Annotated in this window: 20 protein-coding genes and 1 tRNA gene; 7 read left to right on the top strand and 14 right to left on the bottom strand. The window is 67.1% G+C overall.

Annotation, left to right across the window (positions count from 1 at the left end):
* Nucleotides 1-16 precede the first annotated feature (16 nt).
* Genes ACZYVJ_RS09155 through ACZYVJ_RS09135 form a run of 5 tightly spaced genes read left to right on the top strand, consistent with a single transcriptional unit; the run spans nucleotide 17 to nucleotide 4,242 of the window.
* A complete protein-coding gene (locus ACZYVJ_RS09155) occupies nucleotides 17-745 on the top strand; it encodes a lytic transglycosylase domain-containing protein (RefSeq protein ID WP_463832916.1) in 729 nt (242 codons plus the stop codon).
* Between the two features lie 57 nt (nucleotides 746-802).
* The gene (gene eno / locus ACZYVJ_RS09150) at nucleotides 803-2,092 is read left to right on the top strand and encodes a phosphopyruvate hydratase (protein ID WP_463830716.1); all 1,290 of its coding nucleotides are present in this window, start codon (nucleotides 803-805) and stop codon (nucleotides 2,090-2,092) included.
* 20 nt (nucleotides 2,093-2,112) lie between these two features.
* The gene (locus ACZYVJ_RS09145) at nucleotides 2,113-2,820 is read left to right on the top strand and encodes an FtsB family cell division protein (protein ID WP_463830715.1); all 708 of its coding nucleotides are present in this window, start codon (nucleotides 2,113-2,115) and stop codon (nucleotides 2,818-2,820) included.
* The gene (locus ACZYVJ_RS09140) at nucleotides 2,813-3,301 is read left to right on the top strand and encodes a DUF501 domain-containing protein (protein ID WP_463830714.1); all 489 of its coding nucleotides are present in this window, start codon (nucleotides 2,813-2,815) and stop codon (nucleotides 3,299-3,301) included. Before ACZYVJ_RS09145 ends, ACZYVJ_RS09140 begins: the two co-directional genes overlap by 8 nt.
* Complete coding sequence (locus ACZYVJ_RS09135; RefSeq protein WP_463830713.1) at nucleotides 3,295-4,242, top strand: Ppx/GppA phosphatase family protein; 948 nt, start codon at nucleotides 3,295-3,297, stop codon at nucleotides 4,240-4,242. Before ACZYVJ_RS09140 ends, ACZYVJ_RS09135 begins: the two co-directional genes overlap by 7 nt.
* Nucleotides 4,243-4,325: 83 nt before the next feature.
* Here ACZYVJ_RS09135 and ACZYVJ_RS09130 read toward each other — a convergent pair whose 3' ends face one another.
* The 14 genes from ACZYVJ_RS09130 to ACZYVJ_RS09065 all read right to left on the bottom strand — a co-directional run bounded on the left by ACZYVJ_RS09130 (nucleotide 4,326) and on the right by ACZYVJ_RS09065 (nucleotide 19,342).
* Nucleotides 4,326-5,006: a response regulator gene (locus ACZYVJ_RS09130; protein WP_064953778.1), complete on the bottom strand. Its 681-nt coding sequence runs from the start codon at nucleotides 5,004-5,006 to the stop codon at nucleotides 4,326-4,328.
* The gene (locus ACZYVJ_RS09125; RefSeq protein ID WP_463830712.1) at nucleotides 5,003-7,579 is read right to left on the bottom strand and encodes an ATP-binding protein; all 2,577 of its coding nucleotides are present in this window, start codon (nucleotides 7,577-7,579) and stop codon (nucleotides 5,003-5,005) included. The genes ACZYVJ_RS09130 and ACZYVJ_RS09125 overlap by 4 nt, the downstream gene beginning before the upstream one ends.
* Before the next feature lie 12 nt (nucleotides 7,580-7,591).
* Complete coding sequence (locus ACZYVJ_RS09120) at nucleotides 7,592-8,515, bottom strand: potassium-transporting ATPase subunit C (protein ID WP_463830711.1); 924 nt, start codon at nucleotides 8,513-8,515, stop codon at nucleotides 7,592-7,594.
* Nucleotides 8,515-10,677, bottom strand: coding sequence for a potassium-transporting ATPase subunit KdpB (gene kdpB / locus ACZYVJ_RS09115; RefSeq protein WP_463830710.1), 2,163 nt, complete (start codon nucleotides 10,675-10,677; stop codon nucleotides 8,515-8,517). The genes ACZYVJ_RS09120 and kdpB overlap by 1 nt, the downstream gene beginning before the upstream one ends.
* The gene (gene kdpA, locus ACZYVJ_RS09110; RefSeq protein ID WP_463830709.1) at nucleotides 10,677-12,347 is read right to left on the bottom strand and encodes a potassium-transporting ATPase subunit KdpA; all 1,671 of its coding nucleotides are present in this window, start codon (nucleotides 12,345-12,347) and stop codon (nucleotides 10,677-10,679) included. The genes kdpB and kdpA overlap by 1 nt, the downstream gene beginning before the upstream one ends.
* Nucleotides 12,348-12,437, bottom strand: coding sequence for a potassium-transporting ATPase subunit F (locus tag ACZYVJ_RS09105; RefSeq protein ID WP_064953956.1), 90 nt, complete (start codon nucleotides 12,435-12,437; stop codon nucleotides 12,348-12,350).
* Nucleotides 12,434-12,517: a potassium ABC transporter ATPase gene (locus ACZYVJ_RS09100; RefSeq protein WP_463832915.1), complete on the bottom strand. Its 84-nt coding sequence runs from the start codon at nucleotides 12,515-12,517 to the stop codon at nucleotides 12,434-12,436. The genes ACZYVJ_RS09105 and ACZYVJ_RS09100 overlap by 4 nt, the downstream gene beginning before the upstream one ends.
* A 279-nt stretch (nucleotides 12,518-12,796) precedes the next feature.
* The gene (locus ACZYVJ_RS09095) at nucleotides 12,797-14,326 is read right to left on the bottom strand and encodes a sensor histidine kinase (RefSeq protein WP_463830708.1); all 1,530 of its coding nucleotides are present in this window, start codon (nucleotides 14,324-14,326) and stop codon (nucleotides 12,797-12,799) included.
* Entirely contained in the window at nucleotides 14,323-15,096 is a 774-nt protein-coding gene (locus tag ACZYVJ_RS09090; RefSeq protein ID WP_463830707.1) for a response regulator transcription factor, read from the bottom strand. The genes ACZYVJ_RS09095 and ACZYVJ_RS09090 overlap by 4 nt, the downstream gene beginning before the upstream one ends.
* Before the next feature lie 278 nt (nucleotides 15,097-15,374).
* Nucleotides 15,375-15,659, bottom strand: coding sequence for a WXG100 family type VII secretion target (locus tag ACZYVJ_RS09085; RefSeq protein WP_007771417.1), 285 nt, complete (start codon nucleotides 15,657-15,659; stop codon nucleotides 15,375-15,377).
* A gap of 44 nt (nucleotides 15,660-15,703) precedes the next feature.
* Complete coding sequence (locus ACZYVJ_RS09080; RefSeq protein WP_007771418.1) at nucleotides 15,704-16,000, bottom strand: WXG100 family type VII secretion target; 297 nt, start codon at nucleotides 15,998-16,000, stop codon at nucleotides 15,704-15,706.
* A 159-nt stretch (nucleotides 16,001-16,159) separates the two neighbouring features.
* Entirely contained in the window at nucleotides 16,160-17,338 is a 1,179-nt protein-coding gene (locus tag ACZYVJ_RS09075) for a PPE family protein, SVP subgroup (RefSeq protein WP_463830706.1), read from the bottom strand.
* A gap of 54 nt (nucleotides 17,339-17,392) precedes the next feature.
* The gene (locus ACZYVJ_RS09070; RefSeq protein ID WP_463830705.1) at nucleotides 17,393-18,289 is read right to left on the bottom strand and encodes a PPE family protein, SVP subgroup; all 897 of its coding nucleotides are present in this window, start codon (nucleotides 18,287-18,289) and stop codon (nucleotides 17,393-17,395) included.
* Nucleotides 18,290-19,012: 723 nt separating this feature from the next.
* Nucleotides 19,013-19,342, bottom strand: a complete 330-nt coding sequence (locus ACZYVJ_RS09065; protein WP_463830704.1) for a DUF732 domain-containing protein — start codon at nucleotides 19,340-19,342, stop codon at nucleotides 19,013-19,015.
* 185 nt (nucleotides 19,343-19,527) lie between these two features.
* Here ACZYVJ_RS09065 and ACZYVJ_RS09060 point away from each other — a divergent pair, with 185 nt between their 5' ends.
* Together ACZYVJ_RS09060 and ACZYVJ_RS09055 are read left to right on the top strand one after the other, a co-directional pair.
* Nucleotides 19,528-20,754 carry a methyltransferase gene (locus ACZYVJ_RS09060; protein WP_463830703.1) on the top strand — a complete coding sequence of 409 codons (1,227 nt, stop codon included), beginning with the start codon at nucleotides 19,528-19,530 and terminating at the stop codon, nucleotides 20,752-20,754.
* Nucleotides 20,755-20,784: 30 nt separating this feature from the next.
* Nucleotides 20,785-20,858 (top strand) — tRNA-Leu (locus tag ACZYVJ_RS09055).
* Nucleotides 20,859-20,946: the final 88 nt, after the last annotated feature.

Below are 20,946 nucleotides of genomic sequence, written 5' to 3'. Positions count from 1 at the left end.
AGCTCAGAAAAGCATGGTGTCGCCGAGGCGTTGGATGCGCGCGGCCGCCGTGATCGGCGCGACCGCGATCGTTCTGGCCTCGAGTTGCACCTGGCAGCTCAGCCTGTTCATCCCCGACGGGGTCCCGCCACCGGCCGGTGATCCGGTGCCGGCGGTGGACACCCACGCCAGTGGCCGACCCGCGGATCAGTTGCGCGAGTGGGCGGCGCAGCGGTCGGCGGGACTGGAGATCCCGGTGATCGCGCTCGAGGCCTACGCCTACGCGGCCCGGGTCGCCGAAGTCGAGAACCCGAAATGTCACATCGCGTGGACCACCCTGGCAGGCATCGGCCAGGTCGAAAGCCACCACGGCACCTACCGCGGCGCGCGGCTGGCCCCCAACGGCGATGTGAGCCCCCCGATTCGGGGTGTCCGCCTCGATGGCAGCGGTGGCACGCTGCGCATCGTCGACACGGAGGAAGACGTCACCGACGACGACGGTGTGACGCGCGCCATGGGGCCGATGCAGTTCATCCCGGAGACGTGGCGGCTCTATGGTGTCGACGCTCACAACGACGGCCGCGTCAACCCGGACAACATCGACGACGCCGCGCTCGCGGCGGCCGGGTATCTGTGTTGGCGCGGAAAGGATCTCGCGACGCCCCGCGGCTGGATCACCGCGCTGCGCGCCTACAACAACTCCGGTGTCTACGCCCGGGCGGTCCGCGATTGGGCGACCGCTTACGCGAAGGGCCACTCGCTGTAGCAGGATGTATCGCTGACCGGCAAAAGCACGCACCGGCGACGACGCAAGGAGAACTCAGTGCCGATTATCGAGCAGGTCGGGGCCCGCGAGATCCTCGATTCCCGCGGTAACCCGACAGTCGAGGTCGAGATAGCCCTGATCGACGGGACGTTCGCCCGCGCGGCGGTGCCGTCCGGCGCGTCGACGGGCGAGCACGAGGCCGTCGAGCTGCGCGACGGTGGCGAGCGTTACGGCGGCAAGGGCGTGCGGAAAGCGGTGCAGGCCGTGCTGGACGAGATCGGCCCGGCGGTGATCGGCCTGAACGCCGACGATCAGCGGCTGGTGGACCAGGCGCTGCTGGATCTGGACGGCACGCCCGACAAGTCGAGGCTGGGCGGCAACGCGATCCTGGGCGTGTCGCTCGCGGTGGCCAAGGCCGCCGCCGATTCCGCCGCGCTGCCGCTGTTCCGCTACCTCGGCGGCCCGAACGCGCACATCCTGCCGGTGCCGATGATGAACATCCTCAACGGCGGCGCGCACGCCGACACCGCCGTCGACATCCAGGAGTTCATGGTGGCGCCGATCGGTGCGCCCAGCTTCGCCGAGGCGTTGCGCTGGGGCGCCGAGGTGTATCACGCGCTGAAGTCGGTGCTGAAGAAGGAGGGGCTGAGCACCGGCCTGGGCGACGAGGGCGGTTTCGCCCCCGACGTGGCGGGCACCACCGCGGCCCTGGATCTGATCAGCAGGGCCATCGAGTCGGTTGGCTTCAAACTCGGCTCCGACGTGGCGCTGGCGCTCGACGCGGCGGCCACCGAATTCTTCACCGACGGGACGGGTTACAAGTTTGAGGGGGCCACCCGCAGCGCCGAGCAGATGGCGGACTTCTACGCAGGCCTGCTCGGCTCGTACCCGCTGGTGTCCATCGAAGACCCGCTGTCAGAAGACGATTGGGACGGCTGGGCTACCCTGACCGCGTCGATCGGTGACCGGGTGCAGCTGGTCGGCGACGACATCTTCGTCACCAATCCCGAGCGCCTGGAAGAGGGCATCGACAAGGGCGTGGCAAACGCCTTGCTGGTCAAGGTGAATCAGATCGGCACGCTGACCGAGACGCTGGACGCCGTCGCGCTCGCCCACCACAGCGGCTATCGCACGATGATGAGCCACCGCAGCGGCGAGACCGAGGACACCACGATCGCCGACCTGGCAGTGGCCGTCGGCAGCGGGCAGATCAAGACCGGCGCGCCGGCCCGCAGCGAGCGCGTCGCCAAGTACAACCAGCTGCTGCGGATCGAGGAGGCGCTCGGTGATGCCGCGCGCTACGCCGGCGACCTGGCCTTCCCGCGGTACGCCGTGGAGGCGAAATAGCTTGACGTTCAACGGCTGACATGGCTGACGCGAAACGGCCCGACTCGAAACGGCGCTCCCCGGCCTCCCGCCCGGGGAAGGCCGGCGAAACGGGTCGGGGCCGGCGCACGGCCAAGCCGTCCTCCAAGCCGTCCTCGCGGACGTCGCCTTCGGCGAATCAGGCCGGCCGGACCGCCACGCGAACGCAGCAAGAGCATGTCGTCGAGCCCATCACGCGGCAGGCCGCCGAATCGCTGGAGCAGCGCTCCGAGCAACGGCTGGGTTTCACCGCGCGCCGCGCCGCGGTGCTTGCCGCGGTGATCTGCGTGCTGACGCTGACGATCGCCGGACCGGTGCGCACCTACTTCGCGCAACGCACCGAGATGAATCAGCTGAACGCCAGCGAAGCGGCGCTGCGCCGTCAGGTCGCGGACTTAGAGCAGCGCAAGGCCAAACTCGGTGACCCGGCCTACATCGCCGCGCAGGCCCGCGAGCGGCTCGGCTTCGTCAAGCCCGGAGACATCCCGTTCCAGGTTCAGCTTCCGCCGTCGGCGGCCGAGCCCACGCAGCCGGGATCGCCGGCGGCGAAGCCGGCCAACGGTGACCCCTGGTACACGTCGCTGTGGCACACCATCGCCGACGCCCCGCACCTGCCGCCGGCCCAAGCGCCTGCGCCCGAAGCCCCGCCGGCCGAACCGGGATCACCCGGCCCGGTGCCCGCACCGAATCCCACGGGTCCCGGTGGCTGATCATGCCGACCTGGAAGCGGTGGCGCGCCAGCTCGGGCGCGAGCCGCGCGGGGTACTCGAAATCGCCTACCGGTGTCCCAATGGTGAACCCGGTGTGGTGAAGACCGCGCCGAAACTTCCTGACGGCACGCCGTTTCCGACGCTGTATTACCTGACCCATCCGGCCCTGACGGCCGCAGCCAGCAGACTGGAGACCACGGGGTTGATGCGCGAGATGACCGAAAGGCTGGGCCAGGACCCCCAATTGGCGGCCGCCTACCGGCGCGCCCACGAGTCGTATCTGGCCGAACGCGACGCGATCGAGCCGCTGGGCACCACGTTTTCCGGCGGCGGGATGCCTGACCGGGTCAAGTGTCTGCACGTGCTGATCGCCCATTCGCTGGCCAAGGGCCCCGGCGTGAACCCGTTCGGCGACGAGGCGCTGGCGATCCTGGCCGACGGGCCCGCGATGGCCGGCATCTTGGTGGTCGGCCAATGGTGAATGGCAGGCTCGCCGGAATCGACTGCGGTACCAACTCGATCCGGTTGCTGATCGCCGACTTCGACGGCGGCCGGCTGCGTGACGTGCACCGGGAGACGCGGATCGTGCGGCTGGGTCAGGGTGTCGATGCGACCGGTGAGTTCGCGGCGGACGCGATCGCCCGCACCCGCGCGGCGCTCACCGATTATGCGGCCTTGATCAAACGGCACGGCGCGCAGCGGGTGCGGATGGTGGCCACGTCGGCCGCCCGCGACGTCGCCAACCGCGACGCCTTTTTCGCGATGACGGCCGAGGCGTTGGGTGCGGTGCTGCCCGGGTCGGTGGCGGAGGTCATCACCGGCGCCGAGGAGGCCGAGCTCTCGTTCCGGGGTGCGGTCGGCGAGTTAGACAGTGCGACGGGTCCTTTCGTCGTCGTCGACCTGGGTGGCGGCTCCACCGAAATCGTCGTCGGCGGCGACGCGGTGACGGCCAGCTACTCGGCCGACATCGGCTGCGTGCGGCTGACCGAACGTTGTCTGCATGCGGACCCGCCGACGCACGAGGAGGTTGCGGCCGCCCGGCAGCTGGTGTGCGAACGACTCGAGGTTGCGCTGGGTGTGGTGCCCGTCGAAGGGGCCCGGACCTGGGTCGGGCTTGCCGGAACGATGACGACGCTATCCGCGCTGGCCCACAACATGACGGCGTATGACTCTGCGGCCATTCATCTTTCGCGTGTTTCGGGCGATGCCCTGCTATCGGTGTGCGAGCGGCTGATCGGCATGACGCGGGCCGAGCGCGCGGCGCTGCCGCCGATGCACGAGGGCCGGGCCGACGTGATCGGCGGGGGCGCGATCGTCGTCGAGGAGCTGGCGCGCGAGCTGCGCGTCCGTGCGGGCATCGACGAGCTGACCGTCAGCGAGCACGACATCCTGGACGGCATCGTGTTGTCCATCGCGGAGTAGGGCACATCCGCCCCGCTGGCCCCTGGGGGAGCGGGCATGTCTTTTGCCCGCCTCGTAGCGACAACGTGGGCGTGCGGCCGGGCTCACGCCTCGAAGCGATACCCCATGCCCGATTCGGTCAGCAGGTGTTTGGGGTGCGACGGGTCGTTCTCGAGTTTGCGGCGCAGCTGCGCGAGATATACACGCAGGTAATGCGTTTCGGTGGCGTACGCCGGTCCCCACACCTCTTTGAGGAGTTCTTCACGGCCCACCAGCTTGCCGCGGTTGCGGACCAGGACCTCGAGCATTCCCCACTCGGTCGGGGTGAGGTGGACTTCGCTGCCGTTCTTGGTGACCTTCTTGGCGGCCAGGTCGACGGTGAACGATTCGGTCTCGATGACCGGTTGCTCCAGTTCCGACGCGGCGGTGTTGCGGCGCACCGCCGCGCGCAGCCGCGCCAAGAACTCGTCCATCCCAAAGGGTTTGGTCACATAGTCGTCGGCGCCGGCGTCCAGCGCCTCCACCTTGTCCGAGGAGTCGGTGCGCGCCGACAACACGATCACCGGTGCGGTGAGCCAGCCGCGCAGACCGGCCAGCACATCGATGCCGGAGATGTCGGGCAGGCCGAGGTCGAGAATCACCACGTCGGGTTTGTGCTCGGCGGCCGCGCGCAACGCGCCGGCCCCGCTGGACGCCGTGATCACCTCGTATCCGCGCACGGTCAGGTTGATGCGCAGGGCACGCAGGATCTGCGGTTCGTCGTCGATGACGAGTACGCGCGTCATACCGCGTCCATCGCCTGCGGCGCAGCCATATCCACGATCACGGTCAGTCCGCCTCCCGGGGTGTCGGTGGCCGTAATTGTCCCGCCCATCGCCTCGACGAAGCCCCGCGCCACCGACATCCCCAGGCCGACGCCGGTGGTGTTGTCGTGATCGCCGAGCCGCTGAAACGCCTCGAAGATCTGTTCCTCGGCCCCGTGCGGAATCCCGGGGCCCTCGTCGATGACGTTGATCAGCACGCGATCACCCACCCGCCCGGCGTTGACGCGCACCACACAGTTGGGCGCATAGCGCAGCGCGTTGTCGATCAGGTTAGCGAGTACGCGTTCCAGCAGCCCGGGGTCGGCCATCACCATGGCATCGGACACGTCGACCTTCACCCGGTCGATGGCAGACCGGAAGAAACCGGTGGCGCCCTTGCCGATGCTGACCAGCGCCCGTTGCACGGTCTCCTCCAGATACACCCGGCGCAGATCCGGGTGGATCACCCCGGCGGCCAAACGCGATGAATCCAGCAGGTTTCCGACCAGCGCGGTCAGCTGGTCGATCGACTCCTCGATGGTGGCCAGCAGTTCGGCGGTGTCGGCGGGGGAGAAGGCGACGTCCTCGGCGCGCAGGCTGGAGACGGCGACCTTGGCCGCCGCCAGCGGCGTGCGCAGGTCGTGGCTGACCGCCGACAGCAGGGAGCGGCGCAGTTCGTCGGCCCGGACGATCGCCTCGGCGCGGCTGGCTTCCTCGGCGAGCTCACGCTGCCTGATCAAACCCGCGGCCTGTCTGGCCACCGCGCCGAGCACCCGCCGGTCACGCGCGGAGAGCTTCCTGCCCGCCAGCAGCATCCAGAACTCGTCGTCGCCTACCTCGATCGCGGTGTCCGCGGAATCGATTGTGACACAGGGATCGCGGCCCACACAGGCGACGACGTCGCTCTTCCTGCCGCCGGCGCGCGCTACGTCGTCGTGCTCACGCAGCATGCTGACGGTCCGCTGGGCGTAGGTCTCGCGCACCCGTTCGAGCAACGTCTCGAGATCGGCACCGCGCAGTACCGAACCCGCGAACAGGGTCAGCAGCTCCGCCTCCTGCGAGGCGCGACGGGCCTCCCGGGTGCGTTTGGCCGCGAAGTCGACCAGCACCGCGACGGCGACCGCGATGAGCAGCAGCACCAATTCGGTGATGGCGCTGTTGGGTTCGGCGATGGTGAAGCTGTGCCGCGGAGCGATCAGGAAGTAGTTCAGCAACAGCCCGGACAGCACCGCCGAAAGTGCCGCGGGTGCAATGCCTCCCAATAATCCGACCAGCAGCACGCCCACGAAGAACAGGGCGCTCTCGCCGCCGGTATCCAGGTACGGGTCCAGCGTCGTCACGGTGATCGCGCAGATGACCGACGGCACGATGAACGCCGCCAGCCACGACGCCACCCGCCGCTCCCGCGGCGCGAGAGAGGATGCGCGGAAGCCGCGTTTGGATTCCTCGTGGGTGACCAGGTGCACGTCGATCTTCCCGGACAGCTCGACGATCCTCGGGCCGATCCCCTCCTCGAACAGCCGCGCCCAGCGCGACCGGCGGGAGGTGCCGATCACCAGCTGCGTCGCGTTCATCTCGCGGGCGAACTCGAGCAGTGCCGTGGGCACCTCGTCGCCGACCACGGTGTGCATCGACGCATCCAGGCTGTTCGCCAGCTCCCGAATCTTGGCCATCCGTGACTCCGACAGGCCGGCCAGCCCGTCGCCGTGGATCACGTGCACCACCATCAGTTCGGCGGTCGACTTCGAGGCGATTCGGGACGCCCGTCGTACCAGCGTCTCGGACTCGGGACCACCGGTGACCGCCACCACGACCCGCTCGCGGGCCTCCCACATGTCGGTGATCTTGTTCTCGGCCCGGTATTTGGCCAGCGCGGTGTCGACCTGGTCGGCGAGCCACAGCAACGCCAATTCCCTTAACGCGGTGAGGTTTCCACGCCGGAAGTAGTTGGACAGCGCCGCATCGATGCGATCCGGGGCGTAGACATTGCCGTGAGACAACCTGCGGCGCAATGCCTCTGGCGTGATGTCGATGAGCTCTACCTGTGACGCCTGGCGCACGATCGAGTCCGGTATGGTTTCCTTCTGCTCGATACCAGTGATCTGCGCGACGACGTCGTTCAGGCTTTCCAGGTGCTGCACGTTGACCGTGGAGATCACGGTGATCCCGGCATCGAGCAGTTCCTCGACGTCCTGCCACCGCTTGGGGTTTTTGCTGCCCGGCGTATTGGTGTGCGCGAGTTCGTCGACCAGGACGACCTGGGGGTGGCGCGCCAAAACCGCAGGCACGTCGAGTTCGGGGAAGCTGCCGCCGCGGTAGTCGACGAGTCGCGGCGGAATCACTTCGATGCCCTCAAGCAGCTCAGCGGTTTTCGACCGCCCGTGGGTTTCCACCACGCCCGCCACCAGTTCGGTGCCGCGTTCCAGCCGCCGATGTGCTTCGCCCAGCATCGAGTACGTCTTGCCCACGCCCGGAGCCGCACCGAGGTAGATGCGTAACTCCCCGCGCTTGGGGTGGTGGTCGCGGAGGTTGACGTCACTCACGTCAACCATCATCCCCCCTCGGCGCTAACTCGCGACCGGATACCGGTGGTCGAGTTGCAGATTTAGTTGCAGCACATTGACGCACGGTTCACCGAAAAACCCGAGGCCGCGGCCGCTGCTGTGCTGCGCGACCACTTCCCGTATCTGATCTGCGCTGACGTGACGCACTTTGGCCACCCGCGCCACCTGGATAGCGGCGTAGGCGGGCGAAATGTTCGGGTCCAGGCCGCTGCCGCCGGCGGTCACCGCGTCCGCCGGCACCGCCGGATCGGCCGGCGCGGCTCCTCGGATCGGCACGATCTGTCCGATCGTGTAGTCCTCGCCGTACTTGGCACATTCGACGCGCACACCCTCGTAGAGGGCAAGGAACGGCATTGTCGTCGACCCGCACGGCTCGTTGACGCTTACCACCCGGGTCGGGCGGATGACGTTGCCGCGCCCGTCGCGCGGACCGATCACCGACAGCACCGCGCCCACGCCGCCGCCCGTGCAGAACGGCCGCGACCCATCGACTCCGTCCAGCTTGCCCACCGCGGCGCTGCGCGAGCACACGGTCGTCAACAGGCTCGGTTTGAAACCCGCGTCCGACGCGGACTTGCCGGCCGCCAGTTGCGACGGATCGGCGGGTGTGTCCACGATACTTTCCGGCCCCAGGTTGCTGCCGCCCGACGACGTCGGGTCATACCCGTTGCCGGCCGCCGAGGGGCGACTCTGGAAGTACTGCGGCAGAGCGTTGCCGTCCTTGTCGGTGAACGACTGGCCGATCAGCCTGCTGCCCACCGGCTTTCCGTCGGCGGTCAGAATCGATCCTTCGGCCTGGTCACGCAGTCCGGGGAACTGTGCGACCACCCAGATGAACAGGGGGTAGGCCAGGCCGGTTATCACGGTCAGCACCAGCAGCGTGCGCAATGCCGCCCAATGCAGGCGGACGAAATTCGAGAACGTCATCAGGACATCCCTGGGATGAATTGGATTATCAGGTCGATCAATTTGATTCCGATGAACGGTGCGACGATGCCGCCGAGACCATAGACGTAGAGGTTGCGGCTCAACAGCTTTGACGCGCTGCTCGGCGTGTACCGCACGCCGCGCAGCGAAAGCGGGATCAGCGCGACGATGACGACCGCGTTGAAGATGACCGCGGACAAGATCGCCGATTGCGGGCTGTGCAGCCGCATTACGTTGAGCAGATCCAGGCCGGGGAACAGCGCGACGAACATCGCCGGGATGATCGCGAAGTACTTCGCGATGTCATTGGCGATCGAGAAGGTGGTCAGCGCACCACGGGTGATCAGCAGCTGCTTGCCGATTTCCACGATCTCGATGAGTTTGGTGGGATCGGAGTCCAAGTCGACCATGTTGCCGGCCTCTTTGGCGGCCGACGTGCCGGTGTTCATCGCCACACCCACGTCGGCTTGAGCCAGGGCGGGCGCGTCGTTGGTGCCGTCGCCCGTCATCGCGACCAGCTTGCCGCCCGCCTGCTCACGCTTGATCAAGTCGAGCTTGTCCTCGGGCGTGGCCTCCGCCAGGAAGTCGTCGACCCCGGCCTCGTCCGCAATCGCCCTGGCGGTCAACGGGTTATCGCCGGTGATCATCACCGTCCGGATGCCCATCCGCCGCATCTCGTCGAACCGCTCGCGCATGCCCTGCTTGACGACGTCCTTGAGGTGGATGACGCCTAGCACCCGTGCCTTCTTGTCGGCCATGCCGCCACGGCTTTCCCCGACCACCAGCGGGGTACCACCGCCGGCCGAGATGCCGTCGACGACCTCGCCAAGCTGCTGGGGCACCTGACCCCCTTGCGCGCCTACCCATTCCGCGACCGAACTCGCCGCACCTTTTCGCAGCAGGTGACCGTCGAGGTCGACACCCGACATCCGGGTGGTGGCCGAGAACGTCACCCATTGGGCCCGGGCCAGCTCACCCGGTGTACGCGCGCGCAGCCCGAAGTGCTGCTTGGCGAACACGACAATCGAACGGCCCTCGGGTGTTTCGTCGGCGAGGCTGGACAACTGCGCGGCGTCGGCCAGCTGTTCGGCGGAGACTCCGTCGAGCGGGATGAAGGCCGCGGCCTGCCGGTTGCCCAGCGTGATGGTTCCGGTTTTGTCCAGCAGCAGGGTGTTGACGTCGCCGGCGGCTTCCACCGCCCGCCCGGACATGGCCAGGACGTTGCGCTGCACCAGACGATCCATGCCCGCGATGCCGATGGCCGACAGCAGCGCGCCGATCGTCGTCGGGATCAGGCACACCAGCAACGACACCATCACGATGCCGGTGACGCCGCTTGCGTTGAGCGCCTGACCATCCGGGACGCCGGGGTTGTTCGCCTTGGAGTAGATCGCCAACGGCTGCAGGGTCGCGACGGCGAAGACGAAGATGATCGTCAGCGCGGCCAACAGGATGTTCAGCGCGATCTCGTTCGGGGTCTTCTGCCGGTTGGCACCCTCAACCAGCGCGATCATCCGGTCGATGAAGCTCTCCCCGGGCTTCTGGGTGACCTTCACGACGATGCGGTCGCTGAGCACCGTGGTGCCGCCGGTGACCGCGGAACGGTCGCCACCTGACTCCCGGATCACCGGCGCCGACTCACCCGTGATGGCCGATTCATCCACCGAGGCAATGCCTTCCACGACGTCACCGTCTCCCGGGATCACCTGGCCCGCCTCGACAACGACGATGTCGCCCCGCTGTAACTGCGGCGCGGCGACCGCTTCCTCGACCGCGGTCGCGCCGGGCGCCCAATCCCTGAGGCGCCGGGCCATGGTCTGAGTTTTGGCGCGGCGCAGCGTTTCGGCCTGCGCCTTGCCGCGGCCTTCGGCCACCGCCTCGGCGAGATTGGCGAACAACACCGTGAGCCACAACCAGATCACGGTCAGCCAGGCGAACCACGTCGGGTCGACGATCGCCAACGCGGTGCTCCAGGCGGCGCCGATCTCCACGATGAACATCACCGGGTTGCGCCACAGGGTGCGCGGGTTGAGTTTGCGCAGCGCGTCCGGTGTGGACTTCCACAGCATCTTCGGGTCGAGCAGTCCGCCCTGCACCCGTTTTCTGCCGGTGGACACCGCCGGCTGGGTGCGCTCGGTGGGGTGGATCGCGGTCGCGGTCATCAGTGGATTCCTTCAGCGAGAGGCCCGAGCGCGAGCATGGGCAAGAACGTGAGGGCAACGACAATCAAGGTGACACCCGCGACCATGCCCACGAACTGCGGGCGGTGCGTGGGCAAGGTGCCCGCCGAATCGGGTGTGCTGCCCTGCCTGGCCAGCGACCCGGCCAGCGCCAGCACCAGCACGATGGGCAGAAACCGGCCGAACGCCATGGCCAGGCCGAGAGCCGTGTTGTACCAGTCGGTGTTGGCGCTCAGCCCCCCGAAGGCCGACCCGTTGTTGTTGGCGGCCGAGGTGAACGCGTAGAGCACCTCCGACAGCCCGTGCGGTCCGCCGTTGAGCATGCCGGCCCGCTCGCCGGGCAGCGCCATCGCGATCGCGGTGCCGGTCAGCACGATCAACGGTGTCACCAGGAAATAGCTTGCGGCAAGCTTGATTTCGCGCGGGGTGATCTTCTTGCCGAGGTATTCGGGGGTACGCCCGACCATCAGCCCGGCGACGAAGACGGTGATCACAGCCAGGATCAGCATGCCGTAGAGGCCCGACCCGGTGCCGCCGGGGGCGACCTCGCCGAGCTGCATGTTGAACATTGTGATCATGCCGCCCAGGCTGGTGAGCGAGTCGTGAGTCGAGTCCACGGCCCCGGTGGAGGTGAGCGTCGTCGCGGCGGCGAACACGCCCGAGTCGGTGACGCCGAAGCGCTGCTCGACTCCCTCCATCGCGGAGCCGATCGAGGTCGGCACCGTCCCGTGGTGTTGCACCTGAAACCACAGCATGAACGTCGTGCTGGTCGTGTAGAGCGTCGCCATCACGGCCGCAATCGCGAAGCCCTGCTTGGTGTTACCCACCATCCGACCGAAGGTGCGCGGCAGCGAGAAGCCGATCACCAGGATCAAAAAGATCTCCAGCCAGTTGGTCCATACGGTCGGGTTCTCGAACGGGTGAGCGGAGTTCGCGTTGTAAAAGCCGCCACCGTTGGTGCCGAGCTCCTTGATGACCTCCTGGCTGGCCACCGGGCCGCCGGTAATGGTCTGCTGGGCTCCGTTGACGGTGGTGACCATCTGGTCGTGCAGGTGGAAGTTCTGGATCGCCCCACCGGCGACCAGCAGGATCGCGCTGAGGACGGCGATGGGCAGCAGGATGCGCAGCGTTCCGCGGACCAGGTCGACCCAGAAATTGCCGAGCTCGCCGGTGCGTTTGCGGGCAAACCCGCGCACCAGCGCGACGGCCACCGCCATCCCAACGGCGGCCGATACGAAGTTCTGCACCGCCAGGCCCGCCATCTGGACCAGATGGCCCTGCGTGGATTCACCGGAGTAGGCCTGCCAATTGGTATTGCTCACGAAACTGACCGCGGTGTTCCACGCCAGTGAGGGCGTCATCTTGGTGCCCGGATCATGCAGATGCAACGGCAGCTTGTCCTGCACGAGCTGGAAAACGAACAGGAACAGGATGCTGACCGACGAGAACGCCAACACGCTGCGGGCGTAGGCGCCCCATGTCTGCTCCGAGCGGGCATCGACCCCGATCAGTTGGTAGATCACGCGCTCCGCGGAGAGGTCCTTTTCCGACGTGTACACCCGAAACATGTAGTCCCCGAAGGGCACGTGCACGACCACCACCGCCGCGACGAGGACGACGAAGAATCCGATCCCGGCCGTTGTCGTATTCACTTAGAACCTCTCCGGGAACAGCAGCGCGCCCCCGAGGTAGAGCGCGATGACGATGGAAAGCACCAAGCCGACCGCATTTTGGTAGTTCATAACCGCTCGACCAACTTCTGGGCCAGACCGATTGCGGCGAACACCGCCACGGTCAGCACGAGATACACCACCACGCCCATCATTTCTCCGTCCCTGCATGCGAAAGGGACCTCGACGCGCCGGCCACAGCCCGCCAGACAAGGTCAGCTCGAAATTAATGGGGTGTCATCCGCAGGGGCATTCGGTTGACGGTTTCCTAACGGGTGCGCAGTGCACATTTACGGTTTCTTAACGCCCCGAACGGCGGCATCCGGCCGGCGCCGCCCCGGCGCGGTGCCGGTCAGGCCGAGAAACGCACCGCGGCCACTAATCTCCGCCGGTGGCAACGGCTTCCACGCCCCGAAACGACCGTCGGCGAGTTAATGTGCTGGTTTGTCCGCGCTCGAGATCAACGGCAGTCGCACTCGGAACACCGTGCTGTTCTCGTTGGATTCGGCGGTGACCGAACCATGATGGGCCTTGACGATCGAGCTGACGATGGCCAGACCGAGCCCATTGCCCGAGCCGTTGGATCTTGACTTGTCGGCGCGAACGAACCGTTCGAACAACTTGGGCAGCAACTCCGCGTCGATGCCCGGGCCGTCGTCGGTGACGGTCAGTTCCGCGTAGGGCGCCTCGGGACCGTCACGGCGGCAGGTGATTCCGGTCGTCACCGTGACCCCTGGCGGTGTGTGCACGCGGGCGTTGCTGAGCAGATTGCTGACCAACTGGTGCAACCGGGCGTGATCGCCGCGCACCCACACCGGCTCGTCGGGCAGATCTTTGACCCAGTGGTGAGTCGATGCTGCGACGGTCGCGTCATTCACCGCATTGCTGACCACTTCGGCCAGATCGACGTCCTCGGACTCCAGGTCTTGCCCTTCGCCGAGGCGGGAGAGCAGCAGCAGCTCGTCGACGAGCGAAGCCATCCGCCGCGCCTCGGACTCGATTCGGGCCAAAGCGTATTCGGTGGTCGGCGGGAGCGCCGAACTATCCTGGCGGGTGAGTTCCGCGTAGCCCTGAATGGCCGCCAGCGGAGTGCGCAATTCGTGGCTGGCGTCGGTGATGAACTGGCGCTGCCGCAGATCCGAGTCGACCCGATGCGCCAGCGCACTGTCGACGTTGTCCAGCAAGCGGTTCAGCGTGTGCCCGACGATCCCGACTTCGTTTTGCGGGTTGGTGTCTTGCGGTGGTACCCGGACGCTGATCCGGTGGTCGTCGTCGGTGAGCGGCATGGCGGCGACGCCGGCCGCGATCGACGCCAGCCGACGCAGCGGACGAAGCGTGTAACCGACTACCCACATGGTGAGTCCGGCGGTGAGCACCAGCGCCGCCGCGGTGAGCACGATGGTGGTGAGCTGTTTGCGGACGATGATCCGATCGGCGAGGTTCTGCGACATCCCGACCACCAGGACGTCGGACCCGACGGCGGTGCTGTCGACGCGGTAAGGCCCTAGCCTGCCGAGGATTTCGGTGCGCGGCGGCCCGTCACTCCACGTCTGCGCCTGCAGGTCGCGGACGACGTCGGCCGGTGCGGGCTTGGGTTCGTCTTCGGAGAAAACCGCCGACCCGATCACGGTGCCGTTGTGCAGCACGGCGATCAGGTTTCCCGGCGTCTGCCCGGTGAACTCCAGCATCGCCTGTGCGATCGGCGGGGTGCCGGGATGCGACGAAACATGTTCGCCGTTGCGGTATTTGGTGTACTGGTGGTTCAATGCGTCCAGGGACTCGGCGACATCGGCATCGCTCATGGCATTGACATAGCCACGCAGGCTCAGCACCGAGACGATCCCGACCGTCACCAGCACCACGCTCACCACGGCCAGCACGCCCAACAGCAGTTGGCGCCGCAGCGAATGCGGAAACCACCGCGAGAAGCCCCCGGATGTGGTGTCTGGGTCTCGGGTCATTCCGCAGGCCGCAGCATGTACCCCACACCGCGGACGGTATGAATCATCGGTTCCCGCCCCGAGTCGATCTTTTTTCTCAGGTACGAGATGTAGAGATCCACGATGCTGGTGCGACCGGCGAAGTCGTAATTCCAGACGCGGTCCAGGATCTCGGTGCGGCTCAGCGCACGGCGCGGATTGCGCATGAGGAAGCGCAGCAATTCGAATTCGGTGGAGGACAGCGATATCGGATCGCCATCACGGGTGACTTCCCGGCTGGCGCTGTCGACCCTGAGGTCGCCGACCTTGAGGGTCTCGGCCGTCGGCGTGGGCTGCTGGCCGGAGCGGCGTAGCAACCCGCGCAGCCGGGCGACCAGCTCCTCGAGGCTGAACGGCTTGGTCATGTAGTCGTCGGCGCCCGCGGTCAGGCCGGTGACGCGGTCCATCACCGAGTCGCGTGCGGTGAGGAAGAGCGTGGGGGTGTAGGCGTCGGATTGGCGGACGCGTTCCAGGATTCGCAATCCGTCCACGTCGGGCAGCATGATGTCGAGGACGAGGACGTCGGGACTGACCCGGTCGAACTTGGCCATGGCCTCGCGCCCGTTGTGGGCGATGTCGACAACCCAACCCTCGTAGTGCAGCGCCATCTTCACCAGATTGGTCAGCGCCGGCTCGTCGTCGACCAGCAAAACCCTGATGGGTGACCCGTCGGCACGATAGATCCTGGGCAGCTGCCCCAGGATGGCTTGGCGTGGGCGCTGCGCGCCTGAGTATCCCGACATTGCGGTCATGCTCCTACATTCTGGCAAGCCACACACGGGACTGTCACGGAGTTCATAGAATTCTCAAATGTAGGCCTATTCGCCTGGGTGCGATGGTCGGCCGCGAGTCCGACGGTGGCGTACACCGAATCGGTTTGCGGCGTCACTGTTTCCGCGTTCGCCGGTGGCCGGATAGCCCGGAGCCGGCAACAAATCGGGCTTGCGCCGTTGCGGCACAAGCCCGTTCGCCGACCGAAAAACGGGGCCGCACACCAAGTGGTGTGCGGCCCCGGAGTCGAGACGAGGTGTCAGGCCCAGCTGGACCCGACGGCGCTGTCGGTGCTGGCCATGTTGCTGCCCGCGGACTGGACCTTCTGTCCGTGGGAGTTGGCCTGCTCGTAGATGACCTGGAAGTTGCGACCCAACTGGGTGATGAACTCCTGGCATGCCACCGAACCCGCACCGCCCCAGAAGTCGCCGGCAGCAAGCACATCGCGAACGATGGCCTGGTGCTCAGCCTCCAAGGAAGCGGCCTGGGCGCGGATCAAGGCACCGTGGGCGTCTACGTCGCCGAACTGGTAATTGATGCTCATTTGGTTAGCTCCTTAAAAGTGTTGGGCGACAGCCGCTTCGACTGCTAGCTGCCGAGGATCTGCTGCGAGGCCTGCTCTTGCTGCTCGTAGTTGTTCGCGTCGCGAATCAGCCCGTCGCGCACCCCGTGGAGCATGTTGACGATGTTGCGGAAGGCCTGGTTGACCTGACCCATGGTGTCGTACGAGGTGGCCTGGGCCTGACCGCTCCAGCCCGAGCCGGCGATGTTCATCGACGACGCCCACATCTTGCGAGCCTCGTCCTCAACGGTCTGGGCGTGCACCTCGAAGCGGCCCGCCATCGCCCGCATCTCGTGCGGGTCGGTCATAAAACGTGTTGCCATGTCGGCTGTCTCCTATCTTAGAGCTTCAGTTCGCCGAAGTCTTAACAGTTGTGATTGATGCGGTGGTGGCCGCGTTGCAAATAGATTACGGCCTGCCGGTTAATTGCTCGCCTCAAATGGGTGACATGTACCCCCTTTTTCCCATATCAGCGGACCCTCTCAGACGACAACCTGTTTGGGCATGACGATCGGCTTGACGCCGTACCGCGGCCCGGCGCCGTAGGCACCGGCTCCCTTTGCTGCCGCCGCCATTCCGGGCATGCCGGGCATCGCGGAGACCGGCTGGGCGGCTTCGGAGGCGACGGTCCAGCCCGAGCCCTCGAGCGGGGCGGCGGCCGAAGCCAACTGCGTCGCCGGCGCGGCTGCAGACCACGTGGGCGGCACCGACAGACGGCCGACCGTGGACGCCTGCCCGGCGGCTGCCGATGTCGCCGCGCCCAGGCCGCTTCCCGGCGCCACCGAGCTCACCATGGTGCCTTCGGTGATGCCCGCAACACCGTCGGGCGCCACGTCACCGACGGCGATGGACGGCACGGTACCCAGGGTGTGGCCCAGCGACACCGCGGTCGGGATGGCGTTCATGGTGAACCAGGCCCCAGTGTTGACCGCGCCGTTGATGGCGTTGAGCACGGACGGCGTGCCGAGGAAGTTGTCGATCGAGGACAAGATGCCTGTGGTCTGGAACGGAAGGGTGGGCGCCGCGGCCGCCAGAGGCGCCGCCGAGATGGGCGCGGCGAGTGCCTGAGCCGTGCCGCCGGTCGCACCACCGGCGAGGGCGGTGTTGTCCACGACCGCGGCGGCCGCCGGGTCGGTGGTCGACGTCAGCGGCGTCACCGGGGTCAGCGCCCCGGCCGCCGCCGAGGACGCCTGGTACGCCGCCATCGCGGCGGCGTCCTGGGCCCAATACTCGGCGTACAGGGTGTCCAGCGCGACGATCGCGGGGGTGTTCTGGCCGAGCACGTTAGACGCGACGAGCGCCGCCTGGGTGGCCCTGTTCGTGGCGATCACCGGTGGCGGCACCACCGCGGCGAACACCGCCTCGAACGCGGCCGCCGACGCCGTGGCCTGGGCACTGGCCTGCTCGAGCGTCGCCGCCGTCTCGGTCAGGTAGGTGACGATGGGCTGGGCCGCCGTGGCCGCCGCCGCCGACCCGCCGCCCGTCCACTGCTCGCTAGTCAGCAGCGCGACGATCGACTCCCACTGGGTGGCCGTCGTGCTCACCTCGGCGGCCAGGTTGGCGTAGGCCGTCGCCGCCGCCATCAGGGGCGCCGCGCCCGCACCGGAGTAGATGAGCGAGGAGGTGATCTCCGGGGGTATTGCCGCAAAACTTAGAACCATTTCTGTCCCGCTCCTTAGTTGTCTGTTCGAATGCGACGTCTGGGTGACCGCTGCTTAGACGGCGGCCGGTTTCGGCATGACGATCGGCTTCACGCCGTAGCGCGGAGCGCCAAAGCCGGCGCTGCTGCGCGCGGCCGAGGCCATTCCGGGCATGCCGGGGACGACCGTGCCGGCGCCGGCCTGCGGCGCGGCGGCGGTCCAGCCCGCCGTTTGGATCGCGCTGACGGGCGTGACGGCCGGGGCGGGCGCGCCGGCCCAGCTCGGCGGCACCGCCAGGTTGTTGACCATGGTCGCCGAGCCCATCGAGGCTACCGGCATCCCGCCCATGCCGACCATGCCGCCGGCCGCGGCGCCAGTGGCACCCAGCCCTGGCGAGGAGGCGACATCCGCGGCCAATCCGGCACCGGCGGCATCGCCGGAGGTGTCGAGCAGACCACCACCGGCCATTCCCAGCAGGTCGGACCCGGCCGAGGCCCAGTTGCCAGCACCGATGTTCAAGATGTTGGCACCGTTGCTCGAGAGGCCGAAGATCCCGCCGAGCATGTTCGGGTTGGTGCCGTTGCCGGTGCTACCGAGGAGGTAGGAGAGGTAGTCCAGGGGAGTGTTCGACGGAGTGGCCGCGGCGGCAGCGAGGGGCGAGGCGGCATTCGACAGCACGGCCTGACTCGCGTTGACGGCCTCGGTGTCGCCGTAGGCGTTGGAGCTGATCCCCAGGGTGCTCGCGTACTGCTCCAGCTGCGCCTGCGCCTGGGCGGCGATCGTCTGGTACGTGGTGCCGTAGGTCGAGAAGATAGCTGCCTGCTGGGCCGAGACCGGGTCGGCAGCCGCGGGAGCGATCACGGTGGTAGCCGACGCGGCGCCCGCGTTCTGCGCCGCCAGGTTGGTGTTGATGCCGCTGAGCAGTTGCTCCGCGGCTAACATCTCTTCGGTCTGTGTTGTCAGAAAAGACATCCGTTGCTCCTAGTGTTCGGAACTGGCCGGCCCCTTGCGGTTGGTCGGCCTGTGCGTTGGCGTCACGGTCCCTGTGCGTTGGGGAAAGGCTAGCTATCCACCGACTCCACGTTCCCGCCGAAAACGCACACGTGACAGCCGTTTACGGCTTCTTAACGCCGGGTGTCGTAGTTTTAACAAGCTCCTGTCGGGCGATACCGTGACGTCATCTGAGCTCGGGCGGCGCAACAGGAAACCGCGCGCGCCGCGCGGATCCTAGTCGACGCCCGCCCGCGCCGCACGTTATACATCTGGCTAATTGCGAGCGGGTGGCCGCGCCTGCAGGTGGCCGCCGTGCGCCGACCCCCCGAAGGCTCGATTTGCGACGGAAGACGGAGTCACATCCCCAAGTGCCGGTTAACGTTCGACCGTGGCGGGTGCGTCTGATTGACGCGGATTGCGGTTCCGGCGGCGCCCGGCTGCGGCCGGTGTCGCGCAAACTGGTCTGAGCTTCCGGCAGCTGCCCGAGTAGGGTGCCGCGAGGCTTGCTGTGACGCACGCCACGGCATGGCCTTCGCGGACCGCCGGCATTTGCTCCCGGCGATTAGGTGGCATTGCTCCCGGTGTCAGGTAGCAAACCCGCGAGCGGCTGGGAGGGGTTAAGGGATCTTGCTCCGGAACTCCGGGCAGTAAGTGGCCGTCGCAGCACCCTGAGGATCGTGCCGCTGCCGCTGTTGGCGGCCCCTACAATTTGCTGCGGTATTGCGGGCAGTACGCCGCAACCGCCGCGCCCACGATGATGTTGGCGCCGCCGTTGCTCAACCCGACCGACTTCTTCACATCGCCGATGGTCTGGGCCGCCGTGTCCCCGCCATCGAAGTCCGTACACACCGCATGCCCCACATTGATCATCGACTGATCGGCGCCATCCGCCCAGCTGAGGCCGCGCAAATGCAGCGTTTGCAGGTACTGGTCATCCGCGGGGTCGGCACTCGCGATCGGCGCGGCGACGATGCCGACGACACCGGCCACGACGACGGCGACAGGGCCTGCCAAACGTGCCGTGTTTTTCACTCGTCGACTCCTCCGGTTCCATACCTGCGTGCAGGAACCGAATCTTAATTGCGTCCGGCAAATCTGTCTCGACGAGTTAACCAGGGGTTTTTCGGCGCCCGGATATCGGCGGAGGCTTGTAAGTTAATCGCCACCGCCAACACAAGGCACGAAAACCCGCCCGTCGCGAAGGAGCCAGCGCCGAAGTGACCGAGGACCCGCGGGGTGACGCCGTCTCCCGTCAATACGATCGGTGGGAGTACCCGCCCCCGGTGGACGACCTCGCGGCGTGGTGCGAAACCCACTGGGATTGGTTCGATCCGTTCTGGGCCCACCGGCTGTTGTGGCCGGACCGGGAATACAAGCCGGACCTCGACATTCTGATCGCGGGCTGCGGCACCTTTCAGGCCGCCCTGTTCGCCTTCAAGAATCCCGGCGCGACGGTGGTCGGGATCGACGTCAGCGGCAACGCCCTGAATCACCAGAGGCGGCTGAAGGACAAGCACGGGCTGCAGAACTTGGAGTTGCACCTGCTGCCGATCGAAGAGGTGTCGGCGCTCGGGCGCGACTTCGACCTGATCGTCTCCAGCGGCGTCCTGCACCACATGGCGGACCCGCTGGCCGGGCTCACCGCGCTGGGCGCGTGCCTGCGCCGCGACGGAGCGCTTGCGGTGATGCTCTACGCCAAGTACGGCCGGATCGGCGTCGAAATGCTCGAATCGGTGTTTCGCGACCTCAAGCTGTCGCAGGACCACGCGTCGGTCCAACTGGTCAAAGAGGCCGTCGCGATGCTGCCCGCCGACCACCCGGTGCGCAGCTACCTCAAGGCGGCCCGCGACCTGGTCTCCAACGGCGCCCTGGTCGACACATTTCTGCACCCCCGGGCGCGCAGCTACACCGTGGCCGAGTGCCTGGATCTGGTCGCCGCCGCCGGACTCGCGTTCCAGGGATGGTTCCACAAATCGCCGTACTACTCCCACGAGATGCTCACGCCGGCGAGCGGATTCCAGTCGGCGCTCAACCAATTGCCCGACGCCGAACTGTGGTCCGTGATGGAGCGCCTGCAGCCGGCGAACGCCACCCATTTCTTTCTGGCCTGCCGTCCCGAGCGCCCCAGGGGGCAGTACACCATCGATTTCGCGTCACCGGCCTCGTTCGATTACGTGCCGCTGGTGCGCACGGCGTGTTTGTTGTCCGGCGACGAAATCCATTGGCCGGGCGGGAAGCAGAAGCTCAATCCGGCCCAGTTGCCCTTCGTGCAACACGTGGACGGCCGGCGCACGATCGCCGAGATCATCGAATGCGTGGCACAGGTTGGTGGTGTCCCCGACGAGCACCGGGCCCTACTGCGAGAGTTCGGCCACAAGCTGTTCCAGGGCTTGTGGCGGCTGGACTTTCTGGCCATGGCGTTGCATGCCGACCCAGCCGGATAGCCGGCCCCCGGTCGGCTACATTCGCGACGGGCCCCCATAGCCCAATTGGCAGAGGCAGCGGACTTAAAATCCGTCAAGTGTCGGTTCGAGTCCGACTGGGGGCACAGTGTTTATTCTGCTAGGAGGGCATATCTGCCTCGAACGTGTGAGCGGTCGTCGCCGTCAAGACTCTCCGCGTCAGCAACGCGTCAG

Source organism: Mycobacterium sp. IDUB_3 (assembly GCF_055419585.1).
The sequence above is the reverse complement of the archived record's forward strand: the minus strand, read 5'-3'. Positions and strand labels throughout refer to the sequence as shown.